Below are 19,390 nucleotides of genomic sequence, written 5' to 3'. Positions count from 1 at the left end.
GGTTGCGCGGTGCCCTTCGACGCGAGCGTCTGCCTGCGCGAGCTGCCCGACCACACCGGGTCGCCGATCGCCGACGCGATGGCCTTCGGCGCCGACGCGGGCATCCCCGTCGTGGTCGCGGGTTCCGGCGACGACCCGCGGCCGCGGGCACCGACGCCGGGGCCGCAACCGATCACCCGGCAGCATCCGATCGGCATGCTCGGGGGTGCCCGGCGGATTGTGGTGTGGCTCGATCGAGAGGCCGACCGGCGCTACGAGGCAAGCATGATCAGGCCAGAGTCACGCCTGGGGCGCGGGCCGTCGCTGTTCCGCGGCGCCCGCGGCGCCGACCCCGACGAGGCCGCGCGCCGCTACGACGAACTGGTCAAGCGCGTGCTCACCCCCGGCCTACGCGCGATGGGCTTCGCCTCGTCCGGCCGCACGTACCGCCTCACCGCGGCAACCGACGACTTCGCCCAGGTCGGCGTGCAGCGGATCGGCTCGTTCCCCGACTCGATCCGGTTCACGCTGGCCTTCAGCCTCATCTCCGTCAAGCACTGGGAAAACTATCGCGCCCAATCCGGCCAGACCCGCACGCGTCCGAAAGCGGTGATGCCCTACGGCTGGGGCGAATGGGGCCGCTGCTGGTGGGCCCGCGCGAACGAGTTCATGGCCTCGGTCCGCGCCGCCCATCGCAACCACGACGAGGGTTTCCTGGTGTCGGCCCGCGAGCCGGTCGACCCCGTCGGCGAGGAGGCGCTCACCGTCGTACGAGAATTCGGTCTTCCGTTTCTCCTGGCTCAGATCGCCGAACCGATCTGAGCCAGGATGTTGCGTTGTCACCGGGGTCTCCAGGCTGGCGCCGAGGCAGTTGTTCGCGAACGTCAGGGAGCAGCCACCCGTCAGCCCGGACGACGGCCGTTGGCGGGCGCCGCGGCCGCGGACAGTTCCAGCAGGAGATCCTTCACTTCCGTGGCGCGGTACGCCGGGCGGCGTACCGCCGGATCGCTACAGATCAGGATCGGTCCCTCGTCCGGGTCCCCCGGCAGTCGCCCGTGAGAGCCGCGGACCGCTCGCGCACCGGCGTCCAAACCGACCACGTTCATCGTGTACCGCAGGCCGAGTCTCTTGCGGAGCAGCGCCGTGGCCGCTCGCGCCTTCGCGGCGTACGGATTCGCCGGATCCAGGAAGAGCTCGCCGGGGTCATACCCGGGTTTGCGATGGATGTCGACGAGGGGCGCGAAGTCCGGCGCGCGGGCATCGTCCAGCCAGTAGTAATAGGTGAACCAGGCGCTCGGTTCGGCCACCAGGACGAGCTCCCCGGAGCGTTCGTGGGCCAGCCCGTGTCGTTGCTGGGCGCCCGCGCCGAGCACCTCCGCAACACCGGGCAGTTGTGCGCAGAGCGCGGCGACGCGTGGCACGTCCGCAGGCTCGCGGACGTAGACATGCGCCACCTGGTGGTCCGCCACGGCGAAGGCACGTGACGTCCACGGGTCGAGTAGTTCCCTGCCGTTCTGGGTGTGCACCCGGAGCAGGCCCGCCGCGCGCAACGCCCGATTGACGTGGACCGGGCGGTCCACGTCGGTCATGCCGTACTCGGAGAGCGCCACCACGGTCGCACCACGCGTGATCGCGGCGTTCACCAGCGGCGCCAGTACCGCATCCAGTTCCCGGGCGGCCGCCACCGCCTGCGACGACGACGGCCCGTACCGTTGCAGGTCGTAGTCGAGGTGCGGAATGTAGACGAGGGTGAGATCCGGCTCGTGCCGGGCCATGACCGACTCGGCCGCTCGGCAGATCCACCGTGACGAGGTGATTCCCGCCCGCGGGCCCCAGTACGAGAAGAGCGGGAACGTGCCCAACTCGCCGGTCAGTTCGTCGTGCAGTTCGGGCGGATCGGTGTAGCAGTCCGGTTCCTTGCGCCCGTCGGCGTGATAGACGGGGCGGGGCGTCACCGTCCAGTCGACGTCGGCGCCCATCGCATACCACCAGCAGATGTTCGCGACGGTGTAGCCGGGCCGCACCCGGCGCGCCGCCGTCCACAACTTCTCCCCTGAGACCAGGCGATTGTGCTGCCGCCAGAGCAGCACCTCACCGAGATCGCGGAAGAACCAGCCGTTACCGACGATCCCATGCCCGGCGGGCAGTTCACCGGTGAGGAAGGTGGATTGCACCGGGCAGGTCACGGCGGGCAACACGGTCTCCAACCGGGCTCGGAAGCCGGTCGCGGCCACCTCGGACAGGCGGGGCATGTGCGGCAGCAGCCGTGCGGTCAGGCCGACCACGTCCAGTACGACAAGCGGCCGGCTCACGAGGCCACCGCGGTCGTTGACGCCAGGCCCAGACCGGTCAGTTCATCGCGGGCGAAGGCGATTTCGGCCGCGATGCCGTCGGCCAGGCATCCGTCCGTCCGAGGGCGGAGCCGCGATGGCAGCACCTCCCATGTGTAGGTCTCGATCTCCAGGTGGTCGCAGAGCGCCGCCTGGCCGCCGACGATCGCCCGCAGCCCCGCACGCGTAACGTCCATAGTGGAGGTCAGTGGCGGCTCCGGCTCGGCGTGCAGCGGAACGTGATAGTGGATGCGCCATGGTTGGCGGGCGTCGCCGGTCAGCGCCGCACCGAGGTCGTCGGCGCGGAATCCGGCACGGTCACGGACCTGATGAAGGAAGCGGGGCTCGGCGTACCTGCGCAGTGCGGACGCCTGAGCGGCCGGGTCGTCACTGGCCAAGGCGGCGGACACCTGGACCTTGACGATCGGCAGCCCGGCGCTGCCGAGTTGCCGGACGGCCTCCGACGGTTCCTGCCAGCCACAGGCGAGATGCGCCAGATCGAGACAAACGCCGAGCCGCGTCGTGTCCGCACCGGACAACCGGCCGACCGCGTCCGCGATGGTCTCCACGACGCAGCCCGGTTCCGGCTCGAATCCGACCCGGACGACCCGTCCGGTGCGCTCCTGCACCGCGGCCAGCCCGGCGGCGAGCGCGTCCAAGGCCCTCGCGCATCGGTCGGCCCGGACCGCGTCCCACGGCTCCCGCCAGGCCAACGGCAGCGTCGAGATCGAACCGTGGACCGCTCCGTCCGGCAGCAGACCAGCCTGGATGTCGGCGAGCCGCAGGGTGTAGCTCAGCCGTTCCGGCGTGCTCCAGTCCGGGTGGTACACGCCGTGTTTGACGACCGGCGCCTGGAACGCCCGGTACGGGAAACCGTTGAGGGTCACTACCTCCAGGCCGCGTGCGTTCAGCTCAGCGCGAAGCCGACGCACCGCAGCCGCGTCGGCGGCGAGTTCATCGGCTACCGGGGCGGCCAGCCACAGGCCCAGCCCCAGCACGTCCGCACCGAGGCGTTCGCGGACCGGCACGGCGTACCGGTCGAGCTGGCCGATGACGCCGGCCAGGTCCTCGGCCGGGTGGACGTTGGTGCAGTAGCCGAGGTGCACGGTGGCTCCGTCGGGGTGCCGCAGGCGCATCACCGGCCTCCCCTGGTGATCGAGTTGCCCGCGTACGCCTCGTCCGCCGCGCCCGCGATCGCGGGCGTCAAACGCCCGGATCGCCCGAAGAACTCCGTCGGATTGCCCCAGAACACCTGATCGACGGCCGCCTCGGTGAAGCCGGACGCCAGCATCGCCTCAGCGGTCCGGACAGTCAGCAGCGGATCGGAACGGCCCCAGTCGGCTGCCGAGTTGACCAACATCCGCTCCGTGCCGTACTTCTTGAGCAGCTCGACCATGCGGCCCGGTGTCATCTTGGTCTCCGGATAGAGGGAAAACCCGGCCCAGCAGCCCGCATCGCGGACCTGCCGCACGGTGACCTCGTTCAGGTGATCGAGCACGACGAGGTCCGCGCCGATGCCGGACTCGGCGACCACCGCCAGGCTCCGCGCGGTGCCGCGGGCCTTGTCCCGGTGTGGTGTGTGCACCAGGGCCGGAAGCCCGGCCGTCATCGCCATCGCGAGTTGCGCAGCGAACGCCGTGTCCTCTTGCGGTGTCATGGTGTCGTAGCCGATCTCCCCCACCGCCACCACGTTCTCCTTGGCGAGGTAGCGCGGCACCATGTCAAGCACGGGGGTGAGCCGAAGATCGTTGGCCTCTTTGGGGTTCAGCGCGATCGTCGCGTAGTGCCGGATTCCGAACTGCCCGGCGCGGTACGGCTCCCAGCCGACCAGCGAGTCGAAGTAGTCGGCGAAGGACCCGGGACAGGTCCGTGGCTGCCCCAGCCAGAACGCCGGTTCCACGACCGCCTTCACACCGGCTGCCGCCATCGCGGAATAGTCGTCGGTGGTCCGTGACGTCATGTGGATGTGCGGGTCGAAGATGCGCATCAGCCCTCCGCCGGTGTCACCGGTTGGTCGTCGGTCGTTGCTGCGGTGAGGTGCCGCAGCAACGCCGCGGCATCGGGCGGCAGGCGGCGCCCCGCGGCGTCGCGCTCGGCGGCGAGCCCACCGATCATCACCGCCAGCTCTGCGTCGGCCCGCTCGCCGAGCCGGTGCACGCGGGCCAGTGGGACACCGAGAAAGACACATTTGAGGACGCCGTGCCGCCAGGCCGCCTGGTCGAGATGGTCGGAGTACGGTCCGAGCGCGGCGGCCACCAGACGATCGTCGTTGCTGCGCAGCGCGTCCCGCAGCAGCGGGATCGCCGCGGCCGGGAGCCCGCCCGGATCGGGCAGCAGCGGCAGCGCTCGCAGCAGGTCGAGTTTCTCGCCGCTGTCGCCGTGCCGGTACAGGGTGGCCAGCCGGGCCACCCCGGCATCGGCGCGCAGGACGGCCGCGAGCAGCACCGCGCGCCCGCGCGTGACCCCGGCGGGAGGCAACTCGCGCGCCGCCGCCGCGATCAGCGTGCCCGCGGTGTCCGGATCCCGCAGCACGCCGGCCTGCGCTTCCGCCAGCCAGTGCGGCCCGCTGGGCGGTGCGGCCGCGGGGTTCACCGATCGCCTCCGGCGACCCCGGCGGCCACTGCCGCACAGCGCAGAAACTGCAACGAGGAGGCGGCGACGGAGGCGGCGGCGTGCGAGTGCCGGGGAAGTTCGACCGACACCAGACCGCGGTAACCGGCATCGCCCAGTGCCCGCAGCACGGGCGGAAAGTCGATCTCACCGGCGCCGAACTCCAGGTGTTCGTGCACCCCGCGGCGCATGTCGTCGATCTGGACATGCACCAGATGGGGCGCTGCGGCAGTGACGCACTCCGGCACGTCGCGCGCTTCCAGGCAGCGACAATGTCCAATGTCGAGGGTGAGACCGAAGACGGGCGGCGCGCCGAGCGCGGTGCGCAGGCGGTGCCATCCGGCGAGGTCCTCGACGAGCATCCCGGGTTCCGGCTCGAAACCAAGGACGACTCCCGCGGTCTCGGCGGCCGCGACGACCTCAGCGCATCCGTCCACGAGCCGCCGCCAGGCAAGATCGGCGCCGACGTGCGCCGGTCGTACGCCCGCCCAGAACGAGACCGCCTCGGCGCCGAGGTCGGCACCGATCGACACCGCCCTTCGCAGGTAATCGATCCGCTTGGCGCGCTCGTCGTGCACCAGGGTCGGCGCGTGCTTGTGGAACGGATCCAGCAGATAACGTGCGCCGGTCTCGACGACCACGGCGAGCCTCAGCTCACCCAGGAGTTCGGCGACCGCGGCGAGCCGGCGTGCCAGGCCCGGCGCGAACGGATCGAGATGCGCGTGATCCAGGGTCAACGCGACTCCGCGGTAACCGAGGTCGGCCAGCACGCGAAGCGCGTCCGGCAGGCGATGATCGGTGAACCCGTTGGTGCCGTACCCCCAGCGTGGTTCCGTCATACCGGTCACGTCGGCGTGACCACCCGCGCGAGCCGTCGCCCCAGCGGTGCGCTCGCGGCGACCGCCAGCGCGGCAAGCGGGGCACCCGCGCGCGCCGTCAGCGCGGCCTGCAACATCGGCAGTGAGGTGATCCCGGTGCGGACGGCGGCACGCACCGTCGCGGGGCACGGGTCCCCGATGGCGCGTGCCTGCGCGACTCCGAAGCTGGTCAGGTAGCCACCGGCCAGCACGGCGGCGAGCCGGCCCGATCGCACCGCGCTCCCGGCCGCGACGACGGCCGTGGCCACCAGGGTCGCGGCGGGTAGCTGCGGGCGTGTCCCGCGGACCTCGTCGCGGGACAGGGCGGTGACCGCGTACGTGTGCGCCGCCACGAGGGCAGCAGACGGCAGCGCGCCGCGCGATCCTCGACGGGCCGCGCCCAACAGCACGTTCAAGCCGCGGCAGGCCGCCATCGCCGCCGGTCCCGCCGCAGTCTCTTTCAGCGCGAGGTCGTAGGCCCAAACGCACGCCGCCAACGGCACGGCCACCGCGAGAGCGCGGCGTCCCCCGGTCACACCGGCGACCGTCAGGCTCGCCGCGGTCAGCCCGGCCGCGACGCCGAACGCGGTACCCGGCCGGACGCGACCGGACGGGATCGGGCGCTCCGGGCGCTCGACGGCGTCACGGCCGCGGTCGGCCCAGTCGTTGGCGGCCATGCCCGCCCAGTAGAGGCCCACCGATGCCGCGGCGAGCCCGGCCGTATCCGCTCCCAGCACGGCCGCCGCCCCGGCACCCGCGACCAGGTCACCGGGCACCGAGAGCGCGGCCGGCGCCCGGACCAGCTCGGCGAGATCACGCAGCCGTCCCATCAGGCGGCGTCCAGGGCGGACACGAACGACACCAGGGCCGACCATTGCTCGGCCAGGCCGGCGGGGGCGGCCCCCGCCGGGTCCTTGAAGAAGAAGGCGAGTTCGGCAAGCGCGCCGGACCGGTTCGCCCGCTGCGCCGCGGCGGTCAGCCGGGTGAGGTCCAGCACCAGCGGCGCAGCCAGCGCCGAGTCGCAGCCGTGCCAGGTGAACTCCAGCCGCATCCGGGTACCGAGGAAACCCGCGAAGCTGATGAGATCCCACGCGGTTTTGAAATCCCCGAGCTCCTCGACGTAGTCGATCCGGGTGCTGCCCTGCGGCCGGTACCCGAGCACCTCGCTGAGCACCCGTTCCTTGCTGGCGGTCTTCGCGGCGTTGGCACCCGGGTCGGTGAGGGTCGCACCGTCGCCGCCGCCCAGCAGGTTCACCCCCGACCAGCTTCGAACCGTCAGGTTGCGACTGGCGAACATCGGCGCGAGCACAGAGCGGATGAGTGTCTCACCGGTCTTGCCGTCACTTCCCGCGTACGGGACACCGCGCAGCCGGGCCAGTTCGTCGAGTGCCGGCAGGCGGACCCCCGCCGACGGGGTGAAGTCGACGAACGCGCAGCCCGCCTCGAACGCCGCGCACGCCATGAGGGCGCTCGGCGGCAGCACCTCCAGATGTCCGCGCAGCATGGTCACGTCGGCGTGCGCCGGGTGGTCCGCGGGGCGCGGCTCGGTGCTGGCCACGTTGACCACGACGAGCGCGTCCAGGTCATGCCGGTCCCGGAAGGCGGTCAGATCGCCGATCACCGCTTCGACGGTCTCGGCCGCGGTGGCCCGGACCGGCAGCATCAGCACCCGCTTGTCCACCTCGGCCAGTTCCCCGGCCACGGCCGCCAGGAGCGGGCCGGGCAGCACCCCGGCGGCGCTGAGCTGTTCGGCCCGCTTGAGCAGCGGGGTGCCGACCACGTCGTAGCCGCCCACCACCAGGTCGGCCAGGTCGGGCAATCCCCGGCCGCTGAACTGCGGCAGTTCGGTGACGCATCCGGCGGTCCCCGTCAGGCCGGCTCGTACCGCCAGCAAACCGGTCACGCTGGTGACGGCGACGGCGCCACGGGCGCCGACCAACCACATTCCTGTACGCATCATGGGTCTCCAAACAGTCGCCCGGCTGCCGCGACCGGCTCCAGGGAGATGGATCGGTCGGCGAGTCGCTCGTCAGGTGCGCACGGCGGCCAGGTACGCGACGAGTTCGTCGATGGTGGGCCGTTCCAGCGTGATCGTCGGCTCCACCGCCACACCCAGGTGGTCTTCGATCTCCTCGGCGAGCGCGAACGCGTGCACCGAGTCGAGGCCGTACTGGCTCAGCGGCGTCGACGCGTCGACCTCCGCGGGCGGCCGTTCCAGGTGGCGTGCCACCGCCATGGTCAGCCACCCGCGCAGGTCGTCCCCGGCCGACGGGGTCACCGGGCCGCCGCCTCGTCCGCACCGGACCGCGCGGTCCGGTGCGCCGCCAGTGCGGGGCTCAGATCGCTGTGCAGGGCTTCCAGTTCCCCTGCCAGGAACATCTTGCGCATCGCGGACCGTTCGATCTTCCCGCTGGTGGTGCGCCGGACGTGGCCGCGTCGCAGCAAGACGATGCCGGCCGCGCCCACGCCGAACTCGCGCGTGACGGTCTGGCGCATGCCGACCGCCAGATCGCGCAGTCCCGGCCCGGGGATGCGCTCCCGCAGCTCATGCGTGACGACCAGCGCCTCGCGGTCGTCGGTCGCGGAAGTCTCCACCGAGAAGGCGGCACCGATGTTGCCCAGTTCCGGGTGGTGCGCCCGCAGTTCCTGCTCGATGTCCTGTGGGTAGAGGTTACGGCCGTGCAGCACCATCATCTCCTTCATCCGCCCGGTCACGTAGATCTCGCCGTCGTCCACCAGCCCGAGGTCGCCGGTGCGCAGAAAACCGCCGTCGGCGTCGGCGGTGCGCGCCCGGAAGGTCTCCTCCGTCGCACCGGCGTTGCCCCAATACCCGCGGGCCACGCTGGGACCGCGCAGCCAGAGCTCGCCGATCCGGCCGGGTGGCAGCACGGCCCGCGTGACCGGATCGACGACGCGCACGTCGTAACCGGCCGCGGAGCCGTTCCCGGGCAGTCGCCGGGCGGCGTCGTCCGGGCCCGCGGCCCGGAACTCCAGGTTCGCGAGCGCCTGGGAGTCGACGCGGGCCACGGTTGGCGTCCGGGGAGGCGCGCCGGACACGAAAACCGTCGCCTCCGCCAGCCCGTAGCACGAGGACGCCGACTCGGGCCGGAACCCGGCCACGGCCGCGTGATCGGCGAACGCGGCCATGGTGTCGGCGCGCACCGGCTCCGAGCCGTTCACCGCGTGCCGCCAGCGGCTCAGGTCCACGGTGGCCATGTCGGCCGCGGAAATGCGGCGGGTGCACAGCTCGTAGCCGAAGTTGGGCGCGGCGGACCAGCCGATGTCGTAGCGGTCGATGGCCTGCAGCCAGCGCACCGGGCGCCGTACGAAGGCGCCGGGGCTGAGCAGCACGCACGTGCTGCCCCGCAGCAGGGCCGGCAGCGTTTGCGCCATGAGCCCCATGTCGTGGTAGTGCGGCGCCCAGCCGCCGAAGCGGGTCCCCGGGGCGATGTGCAGCGTCCGGGCCATCAGGGCGGCGTTGGCCAACAGATTGTCGTGACCGACCATCACGCCTTTCGGCTCACCGGTCGATCCCGAGGTGTATTGCAGCAGCGCCAGGCTGTCCGGTGCCGGGCCGGTACCCGGCCAGGTGCCCGGGTCGGCCACATCCGGCCCGTCGGTGGCCAGCACGGGCGGTTGGGTGAGTTCGTGCTGCCGCGTCCACTCGATCACAGTGGCCAGGCTGCGCACGTCGGTCAGCACCGCGGCGACACCGGCGTCGGCGGCGATGCGCCGCACCCGCCGTCGTTCGTGCCGGTAGTTGCCCGGCAGCGGTGCGGGCACGGCGATCATTCCGGCGTAGAGGCAGCCGAGGAAGCCGGTGATGAAGCCGACCGGTGGGTAGACGAGCAGAACCCGGGAGCCGGTGGGGAGGCGGGCCGCCAGCCAGGCGGCAACGCCACGCGCCCGCCGGTCGAGCTCGGCGTACGAGATGTGTTCGGCTGGGGCGTCCACATCGTCGCCGAGCAGCACGACCGCATCCTGGTCAGATCGTGACGACGCCCACTCCATCACCGGCGCGACGGCGTTCGGGTACTCCGTGAGATCCGTCATGAAGGTCTCCCGATCATGGGGGACGACACCGTGCGGGCGCCCTGGCGGGACTGACGCTAACAACGAGAACGACACCGACGCGCCCTCGTTAAGACAGCGCGGAAAGTACGAGGTCCGTGGATCCCCCTGAGCCGGCCTCTCCCGAAAGTCGTAGGCGGCGATGCCTTTCGTGGCTGTTTCGCGGCGGGCCGAGCGCCCTACCGTCGGCGTGGGCCGCCGTTGGGGGCGGCAGTCGAGCGAACGACGGGGAGGGGAACTCATGCACGGGTCCGGACAGGTCGGCGAGCCGGCGGTGAGCCCGCACCCCTCGGTCGCGACAGGGCTCAGCACCGCGGAGGTAGCCGAGCGGACGGCCGCCGGCATGGTCAACGACGTACCGGTCCGGTCCAGCCGGAGCGTGATGGAGATCGTCCGCGCGAATCTCTTCACCCGGATCAATGCGATCGTCGGGGTGCTCTTCGCCGTCATCCTGGTCGTCGGGCCGATTCAGGACGCGCTCTTCGGCGGGGTCATCATCGCCAACACGCTGATCGGCATGGCGCAGGAACTGCGTGCCAAGCGCACGCTGGACCGGCTGACGTTGCTGAGCGCGGTCCGCCCGACGGTGCGGCGCGACGGGCGCAGCGACGAGATCACCGCCGCCGAAATCGTCATCGACGACGTGGTGGAGGTGGGCGCCGGCGACAGGATCGTGGTCGACGGCACGGTGGTGGAGAGCGACGGACTGGAGATCGACGAGTCGCTGCTGACCGGCGAGACGGATCCGCTGCTCAAGATGCCGGGCGACCCGGTGCTCTCGGCCAGTTTCGTGGTCGCCGGTTCAGGCGCCATGGTGACCACCCGGGTCGGCCGGGAGGCGTACGCGGCCCGGCAGGCCGAGGAGGCTCGAAAGTTCACTCTGGTGGACTCGGAGCTGCGTAACGGCATCAACCGGATACTGCGCCTTGTCACCTGGGCCATCATCCCGACCGCGGCGGCGCTCGTCGCCAGTCAACTGATGGTCAACCGCGGCGACCTGCCGGAGGCCGTTCGGCGCATGGTGGCCGGGCTGGTGCCGATGGTGCCGGAGGGTCTGGTGCTGCTGACGTCCGTGGCGTTCGCGGTCGGCGTCATCCGGCTCGGCCGCCGCCAGTGCCTGGTGCAGGAGCTGCCCGCGATTGAAGGACTCGCCCGGGTGGACGTCGTCTGTCTGGACAAGACCGGCACGCTGACCACCGCCGCGATGACGCTGCGGGACGTGGAGTTGCTCTCCGGCGCGACCACCGCCGCGGAGGCCGACGCCGCGCTCGGCGCGCTGGCCGACACGGAGGAACGGCCGAACGCGAGCCTGCGCGCCATCGGCCAGAGCCGGCCGACGCCGCCCGACTGGCAACCGCGTGCGGTGGCGCCGTTCTCCTCCGCCCGGAAGTGGTCCGGCGCGACGTTCGCCGTACAGCCCTCGGGTGCGACCGTCACCTGGGTGCTCGGCGCCCCCGACGTGCTGCTGCGCCCGGCGGACCCGGTGCTGTCCCGGGTGGACGAGCTCGCCAGGCGCGGGCTGCGGGTTCTGCTGCTGGCGCGGCGGGCCACGCCGCTGGATGACCACCCGGGTGAGGCCGGACCGGTGGACCCGGTCGCGCTCGTGCTCCTGGGCCAGCAGCTACGGGAGGAGGCTCCGCGGATCCTGCGTTACTTCGCCGCGCAGGGCGTGTCGACCAAGATCGTGTCCGGTGACAACGCCGTCGCGGTGGGGGCGGTCGCCACCGCGCTGGGGTTGCCCGGCGCGGACCGGCCGGTGGACGCCCGGCATGTCCCGGACGAGGAGCTGAGCCGCGTGACCGAGTCGGCCGCCGTGTTCGGCCGGGTCAGCCCGGTGCGCAAGCGCGAGATCGTGGCGGCGCTGCAAGCTCAGGGCCACACCGTGGCGATGACCGGCGACGGCGTCAACGACGTGCCCGCCCTCAAGCACGCCGACATCGGCATCTGCATGGGTTCCGGCAGCCCGGCGACGCGCGGGGTGGCCCAGTTGGTCCTGCTGAACAACGACTTCTCGGTGCTGCCTGCGGTCGTGGCCGAGGGCCGCCGGGTGATCGGCAACATCGAACGGGTGGCGAACCTGTTCCTCACGAAGACGGTCTACTCGGTGCTGCTCGCGGTCGTGGTGGCGCTGGTTCAGGTGCCGTACCCGTTCCTGCCTCGGCATCTGACGCTGATCGGCACGCTCACCATCGGCCTGCCCTCCTTCATGCTGGCGCTCGCCCCGACGGCCGACCGGGCGCGGCCGGGTTTCATCGCCCGGGTGCTGCGGTTCGCACTTCCCGCCGGGGTGCTCGGGGCGGTGACCACGATGACCTCGTATCTCATCGCCCGCGCGCATTACCGTGGTGACCTGGCGGCCGAGACCTCATGCGCCACGCTGGCGCTGTTCGTGTTCGGGCTCTGGGTGCTGGCGATCATCAGCCGGCCGTACACCCGGTGGCGGGTGCTGCTGGTGCTGGCGATGGCGGCCGCGTTCGGGCTCACCCTGGTGGTGCCGTTCCTCCAGCAGTTCTTCGCCCTGCGCCTGGTCGGTACGGCGGCTCCCCTGGCCGCGCTGGCCGTGTCGGTGGGCGCGGGACTGCTCCTGGAGGGCATCTGGGCTCGGCTGTCCCGAGGGCGGTGAACGACCGCTGCCGGTCGGTGTGGTCGTCGCGCGGGACCTGGCAGCGGCTCACGCCCCGCCCCCGGTCGGCGCGGCGACGAGCGTACGTTCGTCGGCAGGAATGTCCAGGTAACGCCGGTACGAATCGATCTGACCTGACAGCTCCGTCAGAACCTGCGGCGCGGTCAGGCGCACCACGCGCAGGCACGTGTCCAAGATGGCGCTGATCTGCGCGGGTTCTCCCGACGGCAGGCTGGACACGAGGTTGCGCAGCTCGCGGCGGCAGGCGCGGCCGATGGTGGTGTGGCTCAGAGCCGCGTCGATGCCGTACCAGGATCCGCCGGGCACGGTCTCGCCGAGGGAGAGCGCGACCAGGTCACGCAACGCCGCCCTGACGTCGGCCATGTCACCGTATGACTCGAGGAACAGGCCCCGGTGCGCCCGGTCCGACGCCTGGTGCAACAGGCAGAGCAGCTCGACCAGGAGTTCCGCGGCCGTCGCCGTGGGCCGGGGGGCGCTGCCGGGTTCCGCCGGTCGCGGGACGGCGTCCGAGGGCCGGTCCGCGGCCGGCTCCGTGCCGTAGATCAACCGGGTGGGCAGGTTCGGGGGAAAGCAACCGGCCATGCTGGTCGGCATCACGCGGATCCGCAGCCGCGTCAGTGTGGAGCCGCGGCCGATGAGGTAGACCGCCTCCCGGTCCGCGGACGCGCAGCGCCGGTCCTGCCATCCGGGCAGCACGGCGCCGAGGTCGGTGAGGACCAGGGGGTCGAGCACCTGCCACAGGTCGGCGACGTGCCGGTCGTGGACCGCCACTGCGAGCGTGATGCCTTCCACCGGCACCGGGTCGCCGTGCGCGGCCGGGCCGCAGAGGTGGATGTGGCTGACGTACGGACCGGCCGCCAGATGTTCAACGACCTCCTCGATCAGCGCGAACGCACGGTGCCGCCCCGCGTCCACCAGGGCCTCGGTCATGATCTGGCTCACGACGGCTCCTCGGCGGTCTCGGTGCCGAGCATGACGGCCTTGCGGGAGGCCCACGTCTCGGCTTGCTCCGGCTCGTCGAGACGCTGGTAAGCGTCCACGATCAGGTCGTAGGTCGTGCCTTCCGGCATCGCGTAGCGGTAGTAGAGCCGCAGCAGCAGGTGCTCGGCCGCGCGCCGGTATCCGAGGCGGGCGAGGGTGACCGCGTTGTCGAGGTGCTCGGCGAGGTCTGCCTTGGACGGCTCCGGCAGCCAGTGCACGTCATCGCGCTCCAGCCCCATGCCCCGTGCCAGCCGATGGAAGGCGTCGTCCCCGTAGCAGTCCATGATGACGTGCAGGCGATCCGGGCCGGTCATGTTGCACGCGCCGTGCGGGTTGGTCGGGTCGAGCCGCCACACCGAGCCGTAGGTCATGTGCACGCGTGCGCCGCCGAGCACCAGCCCGGCGGACCGGTTGGTGCGCAGCGGAATGTGCAGCCGGTGCCGTTCCCGTGCCGCGAGTTCACCGTAGTCGCGGTGCTCCCAGAGGAATGAATTGCCGCGGAGCCGGGCGATACGCACCCACATATAGCGGAGGCCGAAGGAGCGCAACAGCCGCCGCATCGCTGGCATGCGCTCCAGGACGGAGGTCTCGCGCGCCTCACAGTCACGAATTTTGGCATCCATGGGATTGCCGCTGTCGTTGTAGAGCGACAGCGTGTCCCAGCCGCCGCTCTGGTATTCACCGTACTCCGTGACCAGATCGGAGGGGACCACAAGGGCCTCGCCAACTGCGCGGTCAAGGTCGAGTGGAGGGAGCTCGCAGACCCGCCCGACTTGGGCTTCGAGGGCCGAAATGGCGACCATTCGACGATCCTTCCGATTGTTTCACAGTCCGCGGCGACACTAACATCGGCCGAAAATCCGGTCGCCCTCATTAAGCTCACGACTAAAGATGCGGATGCCCGATAAATGCCATCCCACTGGAAGACATACATCAATTGATATTCGAGTGCGGCGGTGGCAGCATATGGGCGTTAAAGCTCATCCCTGAAACCACCGACGCATCGGGCAGGTCGCCGCCATGACCCATTCTGGAACCCGTTCCGCCGCGCCGCTGCCGGGCGGCATCACATCGACGTCTATCGAGGAATTCGACCTGGGCAGCCCGGAGACGTTCGCCCGGCACGACATGTCGGCCTTCTGGCGCACCGTCCGCGCGCAACGGCCCGTCTACCGTCAGCCACCGCGCGACGGCGTTCCGGGCTTCTGGGTGGTCAGCCGGTTCGCCGACATCACCGCGGTGTACCGGGACAACGTGCGATTCACCTCCGAGCACGGAAACGTGCTTGTCACACTGCTCGCCGGCGGCGACTCGGCCGCAGGCCGCATGCTCGCGGTCACCGACGGACAACGCCACCGGGACCTGCGCAACGTGCTGCTGCGCTCGTTCTCGCCACGAGTGCTGCAGCCGATTGCCGAGCGGGTCCGGGCGAACGCCCGCCGGCTGCTGAGCGAGGCCATTGAGCGCGGCGAGTGCGACTTCGCCCGCGACGTCGCCAGCCAGATCCCGATCACCACGATCTGCGACCTGCTGGGCGTGCCGAAGGCGGACCGGTCCTTCCTGCTCACGCTCACGAAGTCCGCGCTCAGTTCCGACGAGAGGCATACCGATCCGGCCGCTTCCGCCATGGCGCGCAACGAGATCCTGCTCTACTTCGGAGACCTGGTGGAGGCGCGCCGCAGCCGGCCCGGCGACGACGTCATCAGCGTGCTGGCGAACAGCGAGATCGGCGGCGTGCCGCTCAGCGACGACGACGTCATCCTCAACTGTTACAGCTTGATCATCGGAGGCGACGAGACGAGCCGGCTCACCATGATCGATTCGGTCGCCACGCTCGCCACACGGCCGGACGAGTGGCGCCGGTTGAAGGAGGGCGACGCCACCCTGGCCGCGGCCACCGAGGAGACGCTTCGCTGGGCCACGCCGACCATGCACTTCGGCCGCACCACCGTGCAGGACGTCACCGTGGGCGGCGAGCGGATCCCCGCCGGGGAGATCGTCACCCTCTGGCACGCCTCCGCCAACCGGGACGAGCGGGTCTTCGACCGGCCGGACCACTTCGATCTCGGCCGCACACCGAACCAGCACATCACCTTCGGGCACGGTCCGCACTTCTGCCTCGGCGCCTACCTGGCACGGGTGGAGATCAGCGAGATGCTCGCGGCGCTGCGGGATCTGACCGCGAGCATCCAGCAGACCGGACCCGCCTGCCGGATCTATTCGAATCTCCTCAGCGGCATCAGCAGCCTGCCCGTCCAGTTCGTCGCGGAGAGCCGGCGAGGGCGGCGCTGACCCCGATCGGGGACCGGCCGCACCCGTGGCGCACGCCAGGTGCGCGGGCGCCGTGCCGGTCACCCGGTCAGCGGTCACGACGCCGGTGGACCGTCGAGGAAGCGCAGAATGCTGTGATTGACCTCGTCCGGGCGTTCGAGGTACCCGAAGTGGCCGGCGTTCTCGATGAGCTCGAATGTGGCGCCGGGGATGGCCGCGGCCAGGTCCCGTCCGCGCTGCGGCGAGGTCAGCAGGTCGTCCGCGAACGACAGCACATGACACGGGGTACGGATGTCCCGGTACGCGGCGGTCCGGTCCGGCATCGGCTCCAACCCCAGTTGGGCGCGGTACCCGGACCCCTCCATCACGAAGATCTCCAGCAGGTCGAGCCAGTCGGCCGCCGCCTGGTCGTCGTCCAGGGTAGCCGGTGACAGATACTGCAACGCCCGCACGATCGCGGCGTACCGGACCGGCAGCTTGACACCGGAGTCGTAGAGCTCCAGCTCCGCCTCGGCCAGCACACTGCGTGCCCGGTCACACCTGCTGCGGCTGGCCATCAACACCGCCCGCGACACCAACTCGGGCCGCTCCAGCAACAGCTCCTGCGCGACGTACGCGCCCATCGACGTGCCCACCACCCGCGCCGGCGCGAGCCTGAGCTTCTCGATGAGGGCGGCCGCGTCCCGCACCATGTCCGCCACGGTGAGGTCGGCGGCGCACTCGTCGCTCGGCGGGATCCCCCGGCTGTCGTACGTCACCGCCCGGTACCCGGCGGCCACGAGCGCGGGAACCTGATGCAGGTGCCAAGCACGGCCGCGGCTGCCACTGCCCATGATCATCAGGACGGGCGGGCCCGATCCCGCGTCGTCGTAGTTCAGGCGAGTCCCGTTCACCGAGACGAATGGCATGTCTTCTCCTTCCGTGTCGTACCCGGCGGATCACGGCAAGCGGGTCGTGCGCAGCGCCGGGAAGCTGCGGATCTGCGACTCGGTGAAGCGCTCGGGCACCCACCGGCCTCGTGAGAACAGATGCGTCTGGTCGGCGTAATGCGCCGACGTGGGATCGCCGGACTGCGCGTAGGTCAGCAGGGTCCAGGCCCGAGGTCCGCCGCGGTCCGGGAACTCCACCACTTGGATGAAGCTGGACCCGGTCCCCACATCGACGACACCGGCGGCCGGATCCCACTCGGTTTCGATCACGTCGAGGACCCCGGCCGCGTGCGGGCCACCGTGCACCGGGATCCGTTCGCCGGCGCGAGTGACCGACTGGTAGTCGCCGAGACGGCCGTCGAGCGGAACCCCGGCCGCGGTCAGCTCGGCGGCCGCGTTTCCGAACGCCAGCCGCACCGCGTCCGCATCCGTGTTCAGCTCGCGCGGGGTGTGCAGCGGGTCGGACGGATCGAACGGCACCCGCCACGCCGCACTCGACAAGGCGGCGAGGCGCTCCGCGAAGCGCGCGAACAGCAACGCGCCCCGGCTGCCCAACCGGTAGGTGCCGTCCCAGCCGTGCAATGCGGCACAACCCGCGCCGACCGCGACCGGGCCGGAATCCGACGGCGCGACGTGGCCCGGGAACTCGTCGCACATCGCGGCGGTGTCCGCCGCGGTCAGTTCGGCCAGCCTGCTGTGATCGGTGAACAAGATCTGGCGCATGGCGGCACCGGAGAAGCCCCTGCCCGGCAGGCCGTCAGTACCGGCCAGCCGTTTCTCAGCGGTGATCAGCAACTCCTGGGTGCGTGCGGACACGGGTGTCCCGGAGGTCCCCACGACGCGCAGCGGACCGGTGATCGGCTCGGCCGGGTTGGCGAGCCAAGCGCTGTCATTGGCGTTGGCCACGTAGTCCCGGCGGATCAGCCGGGGCAGCCGGTCCGGTCCGAGCAGGCCCGGCTCCACCGCGCCCGGATCCGATCCCCAGTCGCAAGCGGCCCGGCTGCCGTCCAGGATCGGTACGCCGCTGAGCGGGAAGACAGCCTGACCGAGCTGGGTGCCGCAGGAGGCGACGTGCGCATCGGTGACGAACGGGACGCTCTGCACGTCGGCGAAGAGAGCCTCGCCGCGCCGATCGACCGCCACCGTGTTGATCCAGGGCAGACCCTGGGTCCGCGCAAGCGTGTCCAGCACGCCGCGAGAGTCGCGGGCGGCGCCGATCTCCAGCCAGGTGTTGAGCGAACGCAGGTTCGTCGCGTTCGCGTCGCGGACCGCGTACACCGTGCCGGCCCAGGGCAGCGACACGCCCGGCGCAGCCGTGAGGACCGGGCCGTACCGGGTCGACCAGAGCGTGCGGTGAACCGTGCGCAGCGTGGCGTCCGGACGCCGCACGAGGACCGAGACATGGTCCTCGGTCATCGCCTCGGGCACGCCGTCCACTTCGTACCGGGTCGGGTCGCCCGCCACCGTCGGCACCTCGAAGAGGCCGAACGTGACCGCCTTGGACACCGTGTGGCTCCAGGCCACGTCCGCGTTGTGGCCGATCATCACGGCCGGAAGACCCAGCAGAGAGGCCCCGGCGACATCCAGCCTGCCGGGGATGGTCAGGTGGCTCTGCCAGAACCGGCGCGAGCCTTGCCACGGGAAGTGTGGATTGCCCAACAGCACGCCCGCACCGGCGGCCACGCCCTGCGATCCGGCGGCGATAGCGTTGCTGCCCAGGGCCGCCGGGTCCGCGGTACGCCGGAAGCCCTCGGCGAGGGCACCCGCCGAGGGGGGCGGCGGCGCGGTGCCGTCCGCCGGGGGGTGCGCACCGACGATCCCGTCGATCACCGCGGCGGTGCCCGTCATCGTGTCCACCGCGAGCAGGTGGCGATAGACGTCCAGCTCGCTGATGGGCCGCACCCACGGGGCGGACCGGCAGGTGGGGTCCGTGATGCCGTCCACGCCGACCCGGCGCAGGTACTCGTTGAATCCGGACGCGTAGCCGCGCACCAGTTGTCGAACCTCGGTGCTCGGCCCCTGCGGGGCGGGTCTGGCGAGCAGGCGTTGCACCAGTCCGGTCTGCCGCCACCGGGCGAAATAGAGATCGCTGTTCAGACTGTTGGAGGCGCGACCGAGATCCGGGTTAGCCGGCGCGTCCGCGCCCAGGTAACGGGAACGCTCACCGGCGACGGTCATGTAGACGTCCGCCAGCGTGCACAGGTTGCTCTCCGCGGAGGCGTACCCGTAGCCCTCGCCGAGCCCGGTGAAGGTGGTCGCGCGAATGTGCGGCACGCCGTACTCGGTGTACCGGATCTCCACCGCCGGGTGGGCGGCGACGGCGGCGGTCGGCACGACGGCGACCACCGTCGTCGTGAGCACCGCCAGGCACGCGCGGACCACGGCCGCGCGCCGATGGGCTGTCATCTCTCGGGTACGCCTCTCATCCAAGGGGATATGGCGAGGCCCGCCGGAGCCGGGGGTGCACCGGCGGGCCGGCTCCGGTCAGGAGTCCGCATCGCCCTCCATCGCGGCGATCAGGCTCTTCGGCCGCATGTCGGTCCAGTTCTCGGAGACGTGGTCCAGCGCCGACTGCCGGTCGGTCTCCTCCAGTACCACCCGCCAGCCGGCCGGTACGTCGACGAACGACGGCCAGAGCGAATGCTGGCCCTCATCGTTGACCAGCACGAGGTACCGGCCGTCCGGGTCCTCGAACGGGTTTGTGCTCATGTTTCCTCC

17 protein-coding genes are annotated in these 19,390 nt (G+C 71.3%); 3 read left to right on the top strand and 14 right to left on the bottom strand.

Annotation, left to right across the window (positions count from 1 at the left end; translation table 11 throughout):
• Nucleotides 1-9: 9 nt before the first annotated feature.
• Entirely contained in the window at nt 10-801 is a 792-nt protein-coding gene (locus tag IEY73_RS01935) for a hypothetical protein (RefSeq protein WP_189077260.1), read from the top strand.
• Nucleotides 802-881: 80 nt separating this feature from the next.
• Here IEY73_RS01935 and IEY73_RS01930 read toward each other — a convergent pair whose 3' ends face one another.
• The 9 genes from IEY73_RS01930 to IEY73_RS01890 all read right to left on the bottom strand — a co-directional run bounded on the left by IEY73_RS01930 (nt 882) and on the right by IEY73_RS01890 (nt 9,829).
• Nucleotides 882-2,291 carry an alkaline phosphatase family protein gene (locus tag IEY73_RS01930; protein WP_189077259.1) on the bottom strand — a complete coding sequence of 470 codons (1,410 nt, stop codon included), beginning with the start codon at nt 2,289-2,291 and terminating at the stop codon, nt 882-884.
• Nucleotides 2,288-3,445, bottom strand: coding sequence for a metabolite traffic protein EboE (gene eboE, locus IEY73_RS01925; protein WP_189077258.1), 1,158 nt, complete (start codon nt 3,443-3,445; stop codon nt 2,288-2,290). The genes IEY73_RS01930 and eboE overlap by 4 nt, the downstream gene beginning before the upstream one ends.
• Complete coding sequence (locus IEY73_RS01920; RefSeq protein WP_189077257.1) at nt 3,445-4,296, bottom strand: TatD family hydrolase; 852 nt, start codon at nt 4,294-4,296, stop codon at nt 3,445-3,447. Before IEY73_RS01920 ends, eboE begins: the two co-directional genes overlap by 1 nt.
• The gene (locus IEY73_RS01915; protein WP_189077256.1) at nt 4,296-4,901 is read right to left on the bottom strand and encodes an EboA domain-containing protein; all 606 of its coding nucleotides are present in this window, start codon (nt 4,899-4,901) and stop codon (nt 4,296-4,298) included. The genes IEY73_RS01920 and IEY73_RS01915 overlap by 1 nt, the downstream gene beginning before the upstream one ends.
• Nucleotides 4,898-5,758, bottom strand: coding sequence for a sugar phosphate isomerase/epimerase family protein (locus tag IEY73_RS01910; RefSeq protein ID WP_189077255.1), 861 nt, complete (start codon nt 5,756-5,758; stop codon nt 4,898-4,900). The genes IEY73_RS01915 and IEY73_RS01910 overlap by 4 nt, the downstream gene beginning before the upstream one ends.
• Nucleotides 5,759-5,763: 5 nt before the next feature.
• Nucleotides 5,764-6,606, bottom strand: coding sequence for an SCO3242 family prenyltransferase (locus tag IEY73_RS01905; protein ID WP_189077254.1), 843 nt, complete (start codon nt 6,604-6,606; stop codon nt 5,764-5,766).
• A complete protein-coding gene (locus IEY73_RS01900; RefSeq protein WP_189077253.1) occupies nt 6,606-7,733 on the bottom strand; it encodes an inositol-3-phosphate synthase in 1,128 nt (375 codons plus the stop codon). The genes IEY73_RS01905 and IEY73_RS01900 overlap by 1 nt, the downstream gene beginning before the upstream one ends.
• Nucleotides 7,734-7,805: 72 nt before the next feature.
• On the bottom strand, nt 7,806-8,054 hold the full coding sequence (locus IEY73_RS01895) for an acyl carrier protein (protein WP_229715360.1): 249 nt from the start codon (nt 8,052-8,054) through the stop codon (nt 7,806-7,808).
• The gene (locus IEY73_RS01890; RefSeq protein WP_189077252.1) at nt 8,051-9,829 is read right to left on the bottom strand and encodes a fatty acyl-AMP ligase; all 1,779 of its coding nucleotides are present in this window, start codon (nt 9,827-9,829) and stop codon (nt 8,051-8,053) included. Before IEY73_RS01890 ends, IEY73_RS01895 begins: the two co-directional genes overlap by 4 nt.
• 259 nt (nt 9,830-10,088) lie before the next feature.
• Between IEY73_RS01890 and IEY73_RS01885 the strand changes: the two genes are divergently transcribed.
• A complete protein-coding gene (locus IEY73_RS01885; protein WP_189077251.1) occupies nt 10,089-12,470 on the top strand; it encodes an HAD-IC family P-type ATPase in 2,382 nt (793 codons plus the stop codon).
• A 48-nt stretch (nt 12,471-12,518) separates the two neighbouring features.
• Here IEY73_RS01885 and IEY73_RS01880 read toward each other — a convergent pair whose 3' ends face one another.
• Both IEY73_RS01880 and IEY73_RS01875 read right to left on the bottom strand, forming a co-directional pair.
• Nucleotides 12,519-13,433, bottom strand: coding sequence for a hypothetical protein (locus IEY73_RS01880; protein WP_189077250.1), 915 nt, complete (start codon nt 13,431-13,433; stop codon nt 12,519-12,521).
• Nucleotides 13,430-14,275, bottom strand: coding sequence for an aspartyl/asparaginyl beta-hydroxylase domain-containing protein (locus tag IEY73_RS01875; RefSeq protein WP_189077249.1), 846 nt, complete (start codon nt 14,273-14,275; stop codon nt 13,430-13,432). Before IEY73_RS01875 ends, IEY73_RS01880 begins: the two co-directional genes overlap by 4 nt.
• Nucleotides 14,276-14,492: 217 nt before the next feature.
• Here IEY73_RS01875 and IEY73_RS01870 point away from each other — a divergent pair, with 217 nt between their 5' ends.
• Nucleotides 14,493-15,764 carry a cytochrome P450 gene (locus IEY73_RS01870; RefSeq protein WP_189077248.1) on the top strand — a complete coding sequence of 424 codons (1,272 nt, stop codon included), beginning with the start codon at nt 14,493-14,495 and terminating at the stop codon, nt 15,762-15,764.
• A gap of 74 nt (nt 15,765-15,838) precedes the next feature.
• On the opposite strand, the gene IEY73_RS01865 is transcribed toward IEY73_RS01870, so the two are convergent.
• The 3 genes from IEY73_RS01865 to IEY73_RS01855 form a co-directional block, all read right to left on the bottom strand.
• Entirely contained in the window at nt 15,839-16,651 is an 813-nt protein-coding gene (locus tag IEY73_RS01865; RefSeq protein ID WP_189077247.1) for an alpha/beta fold hydrolase, read from the bottom strand.
• Between the two features lie 30 nt (nt 16,652-16,681).
• Nucleotides 16,682-19,078, bottom strand: a complete 2,397-nt coding sequence (locus IEY73_RS01860; RefSeq protein WP_189077246.1) for a penicillin acylase family protein — start codon at nt 19,076-19,078, stop codon at nt 16,682-16,684.
• Between the two features lie 78 nt (nt 19,079-19,156).
• A complete protein-coding gene (locus IEY73_RS01855; RefSeq protein WP_189077245.1) occupies nt 19,157-19,381 on the bottom strand; it encodes an MbtH family protein in 225 nt (74 codons plus the stop codon).
• Nucleotides 19,382-19,390: the final 9 nt, after the last annotated feature.

This window comes from Mangrovihabitans endophyticus (assembly GCF_014646155.1).
Lineage (GTDB): Bacteria > Actinomycetota > Actinomycetes > Mycobacteriales > Micromonosporaceae > Actinoplanes > Actinoplanes endophyticus.
This window is presented reverse-complemented; position numbering and strand designations above follow the sequence as displayed.